Origin of the sequence: Microcoleus sp. K4-B3, assembly GCF_036704615.1 — a bacterium.
Classification (GTDB): Bacteria; Cyanobacteriota; Cyanobacteriia; order Cyanobacteriales; family Microcoleaceae; genus Microcoleus.
Genome location: NZ_JAUBSF010000044.1, coordinates 1 through 12873 on the forward strand (window position 1 = coordinate 1; position 12873 = coordinate 12873).

Annotated in this window: 13 protein-coding genes; 8 read left to right on the forward strand and 5 right to left on the reverse strand. The window is 43.8% G+C overall.

Annotated elements, in window-relative coordinates; all coding sequences use genetic code 11:
- Positions 1 to 20 precede the first annotated feature (20 nt).
- Complete coding sequence (locus tag QUA78_RS18560; protein ID WP_333398960.1) at positions 21 to 1097, reverse strand: transposase; 1077 nt, start codon at positions 1095 to 1097, stop codon at positions 21 to 23.
- 1132 nt (positions 1098 to 2229) lie between these two features.
- Between QUA78_RS18560 and QUA78_RS18565 the strand changes: the two genes are divergently transcribed.
- Both QUA78_RS18565 and QUA78_RS18570 read left to right on the forward strand, forming a co-directional pair.
- Positions 2230 to 2517 carry an NfeD family protein gene (locus tag QUA78_RS18565; protein WP_333101688.1) on the forward strand — a complete coding sequence of 96 codons (288 nt, stop codon included), beginning with the start codon at positions 2230 to 2232 and terminating at the stop codon, positions 2515 to 2517.
- Between the two features lie 113 nt (positions 2518 to 2630).
- A complete protein-coding gene (locus QUA78_RS18570) occupies positions 2631 to 2918 on the forward strand; it encodes an NfeD family protein (protein ID WP_333190795.1) in 288 nt (95 codons plus the stop codon).
- A gap of 174 nt (positions 2919 to 3092) precedes the next feature.
- Here the strand turns inward: QUA78_RS18570 and QUA78_RS18575 are convergent, their stop codons facing one another.
- Positions 3093 to 4238: an Rpn family recombination-promoting nuclease/putative transposase gene (locus QUA78_RS18575; RefSeq protein WP_333303788.1), complete on the reverse strand. Its 1146-nt coding sequence runs from the start codon at positions 4236 to 4238 to the stop codon at positions 3093 to 3095.
- 56 nt (positions 4239 to 4294) lie between these two features.
- Between QUA78_RS18575 and QUA78_RS18580 the strand changes: the two genes are divergently transcribed.
- Complete coding sequence (locus tag QUA78_RS18580; RefSeq protein ID WP_333303787.1) at positions 4295 to 4621, forward strand: XRE family transcriptional regulator; 327 nt, start codon at positions 4295 to 4297, stop codon at positions 4619 to 4621.
- Here the strand turns inward: QUA78_RS18580 and QUA78_RS18585 are convergent.
- Positions 4616 to 4981: a response regulator gene (locus QUA78_RS18585; RefSeq protein WP_333398964.1), complete on the reverse strand. Its 366-nt coding sequence runs from the start codon at positions 4979 to 4981 to the stop codon at positions 4616 to 4618. The genes QUA78_RS18580 and QUA78_RS18585 overlap by 6 nt on opposite strands.
- 100 nt (positions 4982 to 5081) lie before the next feature.
- Here QUA78_RS18585 and QUA78_RS18590 point away from each other — a divergent pair, with 100 nt between their 5' ends.
- The 5 genes from QUA78_RS18590 to QUA78_RS18610 all read left to right on the forward strand — a co-directional run bounded on the left by QUA78_RS18590 (position 5082) and on the right by QUA78_RS18610 (position 9551).
- The gene (locus tag QUA78_RS18590) at positions 5082 to 6605 is read left to right on the forward strand and encodes a hypothetical protein (protein WP_333303786.1); all 1524 of its coding nucleotides are present in this window, start codon (positions 5082 to 5084) and stop codon (positions 6603 to 6605) included.
- A 217-nt stretch (positions 6606 to 6822) separates the two neighbouring features.
- Complete coding sequence (locus tag QUA78_RS18595) at positions 6823 to 7242, forward strand: XisH family protein (protein WP_333303785.1); 420 nt, start codon at positions 6823 to 6825, stop codon at positions 7240 to 7242.
- Entirely contained in the window at positions 7227 to 7562 is a 336-nt protein-coding gene (locus QUA78_RS18600) for an element excision factor XisI family protein (protein WP_333303784.1), read from the forward strand. Before QUA78_RS18595 ends, QUA78_RS18600 begins: the two co-directional genes overlap by 16 nt.
- A gap of 184 nt (positions 7563 to 7746) precedes the next feature.
- A complete protein-coding gene (gene glyQ / locus QUA78_RS18605; RefSeq protein WP_242720870.1) occupies positions 7747 to 8625 on the forward strand; it encodes a glycine--tRNA ligase subunit alpha in 879 nt (292 codons plus the stop codon).
- Positions 8626 to 8783: 158 nt separating this feature from the next.
- Positions 8784 to 9551, forward strand: a complete 768-nt coding sequence (locus QUA78_RS18610; protein ID WP_333303783.1) for an ATP-binding cassette domain-containing protein — start codon at positions 8784 to 8786, stop codon at positions 9549 to 9551.
- A gap of 105 nt (positions 9552 to 9656) precedes the next feature.
- Here QUA78_RS18610 and QUA78_RS18615 read toward each other — a convergent pair whose 3' ends face one another.
- Both QUA78_RS18615 and QUA78_RS18620 read right to left on the reverse strand, forming a co-directional pair.
- Entirely contained in the window at positions 9657 to 11234 is a 1578-nt protein-coding gene (locus QUA78_RS18615) for an MDR family MFS transporter (protein ID WP_333303782.1), read from the reverse strand.
- Between the two features lie 179 nt (positions 11235 to 11413).
- A complete protein-coding gene (locus QUA78_RS18620; RefSeq protein ID WP_333303781.1) occupies positions 11414 to 12724 on the reverse strand; it encodes an MFS transporter in 1311 nt (436 codons plus the stop codon).
- Between the last annotated feature and the right edge of the window lie 149 nt (positions 12725 to 12873).

Sequence of the window (12873 nt, forward strand, 5' to 3'; positions counted from 1 at the left end):
GCTGATTGACTGACAAAAGTTTAATGAGCCCAAACTACAGTAGTAGCTTGAAACTCAATTCGGTAAGTTCTTTGCTGATGTTGTAGACGAGAAGCCTGGACTGGTTCGGGGTCAATATTAGTAGAAAAAGAGATAACAGAAATTAAATTCCCGCCCTTGTTCAGAGCTTGTTTGACCCAACTCCAGCCAATTTTCAAGTAGCTAGCACCCCGATACCAATGTGGATCTACACAGCGACGCTGACCTAAAATGACAACTTCAACACCTTGAGCAGTCAAGAACAAAGTAGTCATCGCTAACACCAAGCACAGTCGAGAAAGAGCTGGAGCGGAACGGAGTTTAGAGTCTGCGAGATTGAATCCAGAGGATTTATCATCCAGAAAATTTTCCTCAATGGTAAAGCGGAAGCCATATTCCCGAAAAGTTTGGAGATTAGTAGGCTCACTACTAATAATGTACCAGTGTTCGCCAGAAGTAGATTCCCATGCAATTGCTAGATGGACATCTGTGAGCGAGTTACATTTGTGAATTTGAACGTTGTGGATCAGTTTTGCCTCGCCGATGGCTACCGGAAATTGACTCACTCGCTGCCACCCCTGCCGTGGATGACGCAGCCAAAAATTGCCTTTAATCCGGATTCGACAGTGCCAGCCTAATTTTCTGACATAACGGACTAATTCGGCATTGGCAAACCCCCTGTCAGCCAAGAGAATGACTTTGACATCGACTGGTAGGAGCCTTGAGACACGCTTGAGAAGGTCCTGATAAGTATCGATTTTGACACTACTACTTTTGTGTTTGAGTACTCGCCAGCCCACCGGAATCGCTCGGCCCAAATGTACTACACAGATGCGAATGATGCAATATTTATCCCATAACATACTGGTATCAAAACTCAGATAAATTTCTGAGTCTTTCCAGTTGGCAAATACGGCCTTCACCACTGGACTATACAATTTTGCTGGGTTGATACGGGGATTATTTACCCATCGAGACAATCTTCGTTGTGTGCTTTGGGCTATTTGTGCTTTGGTGCAGACATGGTCGATCCATTTGGTTAGATTTACCTTGCCTTCTACAATCAAACCAACCATCATCCAACACATCACTCCTAGATGTCTTAAATCTGACCACTGACTATATTGACCTGCGAATTTGATTAGTTTATGATGAAGATGAGAGGGGCGATCGATCATTTCGATTCATACTGGTTTTTTGGTTAAAAACAGTTTATCCCTCTTTTTCTCTTTAATCCAGTCTGGGTCAGCTTTTATCCCGATCTTGACTGACTTTTGTCAGTCAACCAGCCGCAGATGAGGGCAGATAAACACAGATTAACGCAGATGAATTATATCAATTCCGGTTGCACGATCCGTGATTGTTGACTGTTGACTGGATTTTACGCCCGACGATGCTACCGGATTTGATATCAGTCTCGATCGCCTATTGCCTAGGCCTAAATAGGTAGGTACACCTCAATATCGCATGGGGAGGGTGGGTGAGTTGCCAAGTTTACTTGCTTAATATCATAGATCCGCTTACAGACCCCTAATGGCGCACAGGGTGTCAGAAACCGGGTTTTTAGGGGTTTGGTGCGTAAGTCACGGACTAGATATGTATGGATATTCCGGATTGGGCAATGGAGACTGCGTAAATTCATAATTCACCGTTCGCGGTAGTCCAGTTAGCTAAATTGGCATAGCCAGCAGCCTGATATGGAGGCAAAAACCTTTTAAAAATCGTGGTTTGCGGGTTTCTCAGTGTCCTGTGCCAGTACCAGACTCGGAAAGTGGACTGCCGATCGCCCCAAAGATATTCGACTCCTGGCAAATTAGTAAATGTAAAGCAAGTGAGTCACAACCCAATCAACAAAATCAACCCAAAAATTCAACCCAAAAATAAAACATCTTCACAGCAGCAGTAATGCGGAATCAGCCAATCTCTAATGTAGCTAACAACATCTACCCTTGAGGTAAATCCCACCAACTGCTCAACCACTAAATCCTTAATTCAATACCTCGGAATTACTGGATTTAGACTCCCCGCAACCGCTTCGCAAATCCCCTCAACATTTCAAAAATTCTTTGCCTTTTATCCTGATAAAACCACGGAAGGCAAGAACAATGAAATATCAAGGCAATCAATCTTAACCGAGGAAATGCAGCCTCTCAAATAGCATAAACAGACAATTACACATCCATATATTTTAACACCACAGGAGTAAATATCATGTTCAACGTAGTAAAAGCTTTCGGATCGATTTTCTCTACCCAAGGATACAGCACAGCTAACAATATGCTTATCAAAAATTACGTCAACACCAATTTTAACTACTTCAACGAAGAAGCTGTTGTCGATGAATCGATTTACCCGAATCAAACAGGTCGCGTCCGCTTCCAAGGTAGCTGGTGGCCCGCACGGTGCGATCGCCAAATTACCCTCACACCGGGAGACACCGTTTATGTCATCGGCGTTGACAACATCACTCTGTTAGTTTCCCTCGCTCCCGCAGACTAAATCAGAGCATGAACGACCTGGTAATCAATTTCAACCAGGAAATGCTACTTTTCAAATAGCTTGAAATAGGCGATTAAACTTCGATATATATTAACACAAAAGGAGTCAGGAAAATGTTTAACGTAGTAAAAGCTTTCGGTTCAATTTTTTCTCCTCACACCTACAGCACAGGAAACAATCTATTAATGGATAACTACATCAACACCAATTTTAACTACTTCAACGAAGAAGCAGTCGTTGATGAATCGATTTACCCGAATCAAACAGGTCGCGTCCGCTTCCAAGGTAGCTGGTGGCCCGCACGGTGCGATCGCCAAATCACTCTCACACCGGGAGACACGGTTTATGTCATCGGGGTTGACAACATCACTCTGTTAGTTTCCCTGGCTCCTGCAGACTAAACTAGAAAGTAATCTCAACTTTTTCACTGTCAGAACCCCGACTTATTCAAGAAGTCGGGGTTCTGACTATTCTGTTTTTTAGTGGCATTTTGGCGATCGCTTCCACTCAACACCTGACGCAAGACAGCAATATCTGCCTCAGTTTATTTGCCAGTAGAAATATGGCAGATCGCGCTACAATAAAATGGCATTTTTGAGAGCTTGTTTGTTGAGGCGATCGCGGAGTTGAGATTCGCTACTTTCTCGGGTGACTGCTGCTTTTTCTGATGCCTTAGCGATCGGCGGTAGTGGTTCGAGCAGTTTGGCTTGAGCTTGCTGAATTGAAGGGTAATTTTCAGCCCAGGATGAAATCGCTTCTGAAAGGACATCGATCTCATCGGATAAGGGTTCAATTAGCTGGGCTAGTTCGGTTAATTGTTCCGCCCCGAAGAGCGATCGCTGCTGAGTTAATAGTTCGATAAACGAGTCGATATTTTGTTCCGGGAGTGACATCGATTCCCGTTGGAGTTTGTTAATTGTTTGGCGAACAAATTCGAGAGACAAATCTAATAATTGCGCGATCGTCTCTAAATTCATTCCAAACGCTATCATCCGACGAATGGCTTCTAACTTCGCCTGCCGCTCACCTTCCTGCTTACCTTGTTCGAGTCCTTCTTCTAAGCCTTCTTGCTTGACTTCCTGGTAAAATCGAGTTTGTCTGAGTTCGCTTAAATTCAACATGGCGGCAATTTCCTCGCGGCTTTTCTGGGGGAGTTTGTAGACGATAATTGTTTCGATCAGGTTAATTAAATCGCGTAGAACGGTTGGATCGGACAACTGTTGTCGGGCCATTGCGATCGACTGCCGTGCTTGTTCTGCTGCTGTCTCTGCTGGCTCGATTACCAGTTTAACAACTTTCACTCCCAGCGATCGATCTGCGGCTTCTGGCAATTCATCGAGGTAAATCCGTTGGACGCGCTGACTGGTTAAGAGTTCCTGAAATTGCAGCATCTGTTCGTGTTCGATGCGACGATTGGGATAGATGACAACCACGCGCCAAGGATTGAGTGGTTTGTATTGTCGCAGATAGAGAAAGAGTTCGCCAAAGATGCGGTAGTACAAGTCGGCATCGGGTTGAAACTGAACTTCAGCTAAGTAAAATGGTTTTTCTGGTTCTTCGGTTTTGGGGAGAAATAACCCGTCGATGCGGAATGCCAGTTGTTTGATTTCGCGGGAGGTGAATTCATAGGCGGTGGCTTCGTCTGGGGAACGATCGATCAGTTCAAAGAAGAAGCTGGGAAATTCCTGAAACAGGCTGTAGAAAATGGTGTCTGTTTTCATGAGTTGTCGGTGCGAATCGAAGATGGGTACTATACCATGCCAAGAGAGGAACAACCATGACACAAGAACCGATTTTTGAAGAAAGCAGTGGCAACGTATTCGCTGACCTCGGTCTGAAGGATGCAGATGAACTTTTTATGCGAGGCAAAATAGGGATTCAAGTAATCCGTATCCTGAAACAACGCAATTTGAAACAGCGCGAAATTAGTCAACTTCTTGGCATTCCACAGCCTGAAGTATCTCATTTAATGGACGGAGATTTTCAACGGTTCAGCGAGGGCAAACTACTGCTTTTCCTCAAGCGACTCGATACGGAAATTAGTTTACATCTTCGCCCTCGTCATGGGGGAAATCAATCTGCTGAAATTGCGATATCGCTATAGGGGTTGATGAAAGCGGATGGTAATGTCGTTCGTGATTGTATCCGCACCTTCGTAAATGCGATCGCGCAAGCGTGCGCGGCTAGGGCGATCGCGTTCATCAATCGCAGACTTCAACCGCAACAACGCCCGAATCTTCGCCAGCAGATATTTCCGTTTAATCGGCTTGCAAATAAAATCATCTGCGCCACAATCTAGCCTATAAACTAAGCTGGGACTATCGCAATCTGTCATCAGCACAATAGGCATAAAAGATAACTTCTGATTCTGACGCACTTGTGCCGTCACCTCATATCCATCTAGATATGGCATGATTGCATCCAGGAACACTAAATCGAAGCGTTTTTTCTTAATTTGTGCTATGCTGCATTTGAATTGTTAGGCTGTGTGGTATTCAAGCAGACAATCTGCTGAATCAACCTCATAATTTAAACAGGATTATTTACTCTCTAGAGGCCCCAGTATGGAACTTAAGAAGCAGTTTACTTTCTCAGGGTTATTTAAGAAGTTTCACGAAGAAGATACTCAGCCGATAGAAATTAATGACGCTGATATATATTGCTATGTAAATGGGAATATTTTGATTGAAATTAACTCCCAAGTAAATCAACACATTGCTCAGAAAAAAATGATTGAATTTGCTGGCATTTTTCAGTTAAAAGGTGAGACAATAAAGCAAGCAGATATTATGCAATTCAGGAAACTCGATCGACTTGAAACAGAGATAGAGATGGTTCAACAACCATATGATGGTGATTACGAGATTGAAGGCAAAACAGTTGAGGGATGGAAAATAAAGGCGATTATTGCTGATGCCAACTTTCAAGTCACGCTTGGGGTTGACAACTCGGAAAATATTGAGCAAGAGGGTAAATCTCAAGTTAGACTTAGGGACTTGGAGATTGATTACAATTTAGATTCCTTAGAAGAGGGAGGAACCCAAGAAATTGTGTATGGTCTTGCAAATATAGAAGTAATAGACAATTTCTCAGCTCAAATTGGAAACCTTGAAGCTGAAATGTGTATTGAGTCAGTTTCAACTAGAGACAGCAGAAATAAAAGTGGTATCTTAAGCGCAGAGATGACACTCAGAAATATTCCTGAAAATGAACAAGATTCCTATGAGAATTATTGTGCTTGGCTCATATCTCTTCTTTCACTTGCATCGGGGCATTGGGTTGATAAAATATATACAATCAAGGGTGTGAGGTATGAGCATTTTCAGAGAAAAAGTGAATACTGGTCAGGGGGAAAAATACCTAGTGAAGCCAGTGGAATAGCTGTTATAGAATCACCTAACTTAAAGCTATTCATTCAGCAGTGTGCTAAAAATTTGACAGGGGAAACCTTCAGCGATAAAGGTGTAGGTTTAGCCTTAACCTGGTACATTGATACATTTGTTTGCCCTATGGCTGAAGTTAATTTCTTACTTTTATGTACGGTTTTAGAATCATTAAAGGAAGCATATTTTAGCAAGGATAGTAAGAAGAAGCTTCTTTCTAAGAGTCTTTCCGAAAAAATCCGAGAAAAGATTTTCGATGTTTTATCTGACTTCCAGAAAGAAATTGATAACCCAAAGGTTATTGAAAACTATAATATTTATTCGACTCAAGTTAAAGAGTCTTTTGAGAACGGTTCATACAATAAGATAAAAAAAGATTTACGAAGCATCCAGGAAATGTTTAAGACTTATAGTGTGCCATATGAAGACTTATTTCCAGGATTAGAGTTCATAAAAATAAGAAACGACATTGTTCACAAAGGATTTAAGAAAGTGGATGTACCTCTTGAACTTTACAAGTTGTCAAACCTAGTTGTGCGGGTATTTCTTGCAATTCTGGGGTATCAGGGTAATTATAAGGAGTATATAAAAATTGAGATAGATGATCCATTGGGACGAAGTAAACACGGATTGATTGGCAGGTCTTTTCCTTTTATTGCCTCTGAGGATAACACAGAGTCGAACTCGATCGATACTTGCTCCTAGAACATTGGGTGCGGTTAGCCAAAGCTCATGCTTACAAACACTTACAGACAGCAGCATGAGTTATGTATCAGCCTCTCTGCGTCGCGTCGTGACTCAACGCGCCGGAGAACCATATTAAGGAGTGAAATGATTCTCTAAATTTTTGTTCCTCATCAAGCTGTGGCAAATTGTATCAAATTATGCTAAAATATAACTATGAATCAAGCTTTCAGAACTAATGTCTAGACGCGATAATTTACATTTATCCCTGCGCCATACTCTCGAAAAAGATGGGTGGACAATTACGGATGACCCGTTAATCTTAGTGTTAGAACAAACGATATTGAAACCTGATTTAGGAGCAGAAAAGTTTTTCGCAGCAGAAAAAGAAGAACGGAAAATAGCTGTGGAAATCAAAGACTTCGACTCTCCTTCAGTAATTAATGAACTGGAAAAAACGATGGGACAGCTTCAGCTTTACCAATGGGCCTTGGAGGAGCAAGATCCCAAACGGGAGTTATTTCTAGCGATCGGCCAAACCATCTATATTCGACATTTTCAAAAACCCATTTTTCAGCTAGCCGTTCAACGGAATAGAATTAACTTATTAGTTTACGAACCAGAGCAGGAGGCTATTGTTCAATGGATCGCTCACTAAATTATGCAGATATCCTGAAACAAACGCTACAAGAAGCAACCCGATCGCAACCTCGTTTACAAGCGATTCAGCTTTATCCTGTCTGCGACACGGATTCAGGTCATTTCCTGATTATCGCTACAGGCTGGGATAAGCAACGCTGGATCGACACGATTCTGTTTCACGCTCGCTTGGTCGATCGCCATGTCATCATTGAAGAAGATAACTTTGAGGAAGGGTTAACCGCTGCACTGATTGTCGCAGGTATCCAACCAGAGCATATTATGACTGGCCTTGATTATCAAAGTAGTGCTAGCCCAGTCGTGTTTCAGGCGGTGTAGCGATCGCCATTACAGAGAGAGCGATCGCAATAACTCGATCGATACAAGATACCTGAAAAAAAAACTTAAATATCTACCGATACTTTCGGCATCTCTTGTCTAATTTCGGCAGGGTTTATTTCAATCAACCCTGCCTTGAGTATGCTTAAATAAGTTTAGACACTCGCTAAGCATATTTAAACCAGTGAACTTTCAATCAGTCATTGCCACCTTAAACAAATTCTGGAGCGATCGAGGATGCCTGATCGCCCAATCCTACGACACAGAAAAAGGTGCAGGAACCATGAATCCCCACACCTTTCTCAGAGCAATCGGCCCCGAACCTTGGTCAGTCGCCTACATCGAACCCTGTCGCCGCCCCACCGACGGACGCTACGGCGAAAATCCCAACCGCTTCCAACATTACTATCAATATCAAGTTTTAATTAAACCCTCTCCTCCCAACATCCAAGACATCTATTTAGACTCCCTCAGAGCATTAGGAATTCGCCCAGAAGACCACGACATTCGTTTCGTAGAAGACAACTGGGAATCGCCCACCCTCGGAGCTTGGGGCGTCGGCTGGGAAGTCTGGCTCGATGGCATGGAAATCACCCAATTTACCTACTTTCAACAGTGCGGTAGCATTGACTGTCGTCCGGTATCTATTGAAATTACCTACGGACTAGAACGCCTAGCAATGTATCTCCAAGAAGTCGATGCCATGACGAAAATTCAGTGGAAAGATGGCATCACTTACGGCGACGTTCACCTGCAAGGAGAAATAGAACAGTGTACTTATAACTTTGAAGCTTCCAATCCCGAATTGCTGTTTACTCTATTTGGTTTGTACGAGCAAGAAGCCGAACAATTGACAAAAAAAGGATTGGTTTTACCTAGTCTCGATTACGTGTTAAAATGTTCTCACACTTTCAATTTACTCGACGCAAGAGGCGTGATTTCGGTAACGGAAAGAACCCGCTACATCACCAAAATTCGCAATTTGGCGCGGCGAGTTGCTCAGCTTTATTTGGAACAGCGCGAAAAGCTGGGTTTTCCTTTAGAAAAAGCTGTAAAAGTTTGAGTTTGAGTTGGATTGTGGGGCGGGCATCTTGCCTGCCTTAATAACGGGCAAGATGCCCGTTCCACAAAGAGTGAGTTGGATTGTGGGGCGGGCATCTTGCCTGCCTCAAGAACAGGCAAGATGCCCGTTCCACGAAAGCCATATTTTTAATTAATTAAATGCCTAATTATTCGGAAAATAATACAGAAACAAATCCTCAACTGCGAATTGACGGTGTAAGCTTGAAAACACCGATCGCCTCAAGTTATTTGTTGGAAAATATCTCGTTTAAGGTAGACAAGGGATCTCGCGTGGCAATTGTTGGCCCTTCAGGTGCCGGCAAAACAACGCTGTTGCGACTCCTAAACCGGCTCAGCAGTCCCACCAGCGGCTCGATTTATCTGGAAAATACAGAATATCGCCAAATACCTGCGATCGAACTCCGCAAACAAATCACTCTCATCCTGCAAGAATCCAAGCTTTTGGGAATGTCGGTGCGAGAAGCATTGGCTTATCCTTTGAAGCTGCGGGGCGTGACTGCATCAAACATTGCTGAGAGAATTAGCGGCGCGATCGAACAACTGCACATACCCCAAGAATGGCTCGATCGCAGCGAATTCCAGCTTTCCACAGGCCAAAAACAGCTCGTGGCGATCGCCCGCGGCATCATCCTGCAACCAAAAATCTTGCTTTTAGACGAGCCAACATCCGCCCTAGACGCAGGAAAAGCCGCCCACCTTTTGCAAGTAATGACACAGCTAACAAACGGCCAAACCACAATTGTAATGGTCAACCACCAATTAGAATTAGCCGAGCAATTTAGCACGCGAATTCTGCATTTACAGCGCGGAAAGCTCATCGAAGATTTGCCCTCCCATCAAATAAATTGGGTGCAACTGCGGCAAAATTTAATCCAAGCAGAAGCAGAAGCCCAACAAGAATGGTGAATAAGCTAAAAAACATTTAGTTTGCATTTTTAAAACTCTTAAAATTCTTGTGGGGTGGGCATCCTGCCCGCCCCAAAGATGCAGCGCACTCCGCGCCCTACAGAATCAATGAGCTCCCCCAGCACCCGCACCCGCTTTCGCCTTTTTAAAACCCAAAATAGCAATCCCGCTTAACAGCAAAGCAATTCCCACAAAATAAAAACAATCATTAAAAGCCATTACATAAGCTTCGCGGCGGACAATATTATCAATTGCCTTAATTGCCTGGTCTTTGGCCACGCTTAAATCTGCACCGCGACTCACAAAATACTGAGTCATTTGATTAATTCGCTCCTGCGTTGCGGGATTGTACAAAGAAACAGATTCCCCCAATCGATTCGAGTGAAATTGCTCGCGTTGCGTCACCAAAGTTCCTAACGCCGCAATCCCCATCGAACCTCCCATATTTCGCATCATATTAAACAAACCCGAAGCCGAACCAGCCTCGTGTTTCTCCATACCAGCAGTCGCAATAGTTGACAGCGGCACCATAATTAAAGGCTGCCCCATTGCCCTAACTAATTGCGACCAACGCAACTGATCGATACCCGTATCGTGAGTCATGCTGGCATTCATAAAACAACTCACCGCAAACAAACTCACACCGATACCAATCATCAGTCGCATATCGATTCGCTGCATCAATTTCGGCACCATCGGCACGATGAATAACTGCGGCACCCCACCCCACATAATCACCTCGCCAATTTGCATGGCATTGTACTGCTGAATCTGACCTAAATACAGCGGCAAAATGTACACCGAACCGTACAATCCCACCCCCAAGGAAATATTCACAATACTTGCTAAGCCGAAATTGCGACGAGTCAGCAATCGCAAGTTAATAAACGGTTGTTTTCGAGTTAATTCAATCCAGAAAAAAACGCTGAGAAATATTGCTGCAATTATGCTTAAACGCACAATAAAATCCGAACTCAACCAGTCTTTGCGGCTGCCTTCTTCTAACACAACTTGCAGGGAACCCAAGCCGATCGCCATCGAGACAATTCCCCACCAGTCGCCCCCTTTTAGCAGTGACAATTGCATCGGCTTAGGGTCAACTGCGTACCACACAGCAGCTAGCAGCAGCAGCCCTGGAACCAAATTGAGATAAAACACATATTGCCAGCCGTAATTCTCAGTCAGCCACCCTCCCAATGTCGGCCCGATTGAAGGTGCAAAAGTAGCTGTCAGTGCAAACAGTGCCATGCCGACAGGCAGTTTTTTGGGCGGTAAATTTGTCATCAAAAATGTAAAAGACATCGGAATTAAAATGCCGCCCGTCAATCCCTGCAAAGCCCGAAACACAATCATTGAATTCAAATCCCACGCCCAAGCGCAGGACATGGAAAAGAAGACAAAGAAAGCGGCATTTACCAATATGTAGCGACGGACTGAAAACACCTGCGACAGCCAACCAGTCAGCGGAATTACTACAATTTCTGCGACTAGATAAGCGGTGGAAATCCAAGAACCTTCTTCTAAAGTTGCGCCTAAAGCCGCTTGAATATCTTTGAGAGAAGCATTGGTGATTTGGATGTCCAAAACTGCCATGAAAGCGCCGAGAATTGTTCCCATGACGCCGATCCAGGTTTTTAAGGGAACTCGATCGCTCTGCTGTGGTATTGCACTGGTATTTGCCATGGGTTTAACCTCTGGTTGCGTAATTAATTTGGATTTTTTAACCGCAGAGGGCGCAGAGGGCGCAGAGAAAGAGATAAAGAGAGAAGTTTACAAGTTGTTGAGGATTGCTAGAGATACAGTCAGATATTAGCTTGGGGAATCTTGTTTAATTTTGGCATTTGTGATTTGACGCTAAATCCCTAGTGCGAAATTAAACCCATTTTTTGATACAGTGGTCGGACTAAGTTTTTTAAAGCTGGCAACTGTTTGGTAAAAACTACCGAGCCTAAAACACAAATTATACCTCCAATGATGACTGTATTGGGAGCGCCGATATAATTTGCCAATCCCCCGGCAACTAAATTCCCAAACGGTGTGACTCCAAAAAATGCCATCGTGTATATGCTCATCACTCTTCCGCGTTTGTCGTCTTCAACGATTGTTTGCAAAAATGTGTTTCCTCCTGCAAATTGCAAAATGAAACCAAACCCAACGAACAACATCATGATTAATGACAGCCACAAAAAGTGGGACAAACCAAAACCTATCAGTCCAAATCCCATAATTGCCGGTGAAATCGCAATCCATTTCCCGAGGCCAACTACAGTTGTGCGCGAAATCAAATAAATCGCTCCCGTAAAGGCTCCGACTCCCGAAGCAGCCATCAAAAAGCCCAGAGTTTGTGCGTCGCCGCGCAGGATTTTGGTGGCAAAAATCGGGACTAAAACTGTGTACGACACTCCGGCAAAACTGACTAATGATAATAGCAGTAAAATTGCTCTAATCGGGGGAAACCCGAAGGCATAAACGAATCCTTCTTTTAATCTTTGTAAGGGTTTGGTATTAGTTGCTGCAATTGTACGGGGTTTGATCTGCATCGCTAATAAGCCTGCAATTACAGCGATGTAGCTGAGTCCGTCAATGAGAAAACAATAACTTGGGCCGACTGTCGCTATCAGCAAACCTGCCATTGCTGGGCCGATTAGTCTGGCTGCGTTGAACATCGAAGCATTAATGGCGATCGCATTTGCTAAATCTTCTTTCTTTTCCACGAGTTCGGGTACAAAAGCTTGCCGTGCGGGCGCGTCAAACGCATTAATTGCGCCTTGAAAGAAACTCAGTACCACGATCTGCCAAATGTTAACGACTCCTGTTAGCGCTAAAAATGCTAGCGCTAAGGATTGAACCATTGCTAATATTTGAGTGGCAATTATGACTCGGTGGCGGTTCCAGCGATCGATTAAAACTCCTGCAAAAGGCAGTAAAAATAATGTGGGGATTTGACTTGTAAATCCCACCACGCCGAGCATCCAAGGTGAATCGCTCAAATTGTAGACAAGCCAAACAGTAGCGACTTGTGTCATCCAATTGCCAATCAGTGAGATGCCTTGTCCTGCAAAAAACAGGCGATAATTTCTCGAGCGCAGCGCTGGAGGAATTTGTATTGTTTTGATTTTTTCTAGTAGATTCATGCGAGAGTACGGCGAGAGCAATCCTATTGGATTTGTCAAGATTTTTCAGGGGGTAGTTTCCCCGCGCCCTTGGTGTCAAATTAAGACTAAAACCCTCTGTTTCTCTTGTTTGTATCTAACTGCGAGATACCTCTAGCCCCTCTTAACAAGGGGGAATAAGATTGCGATATTTCGTCCTCCTTCTTAAG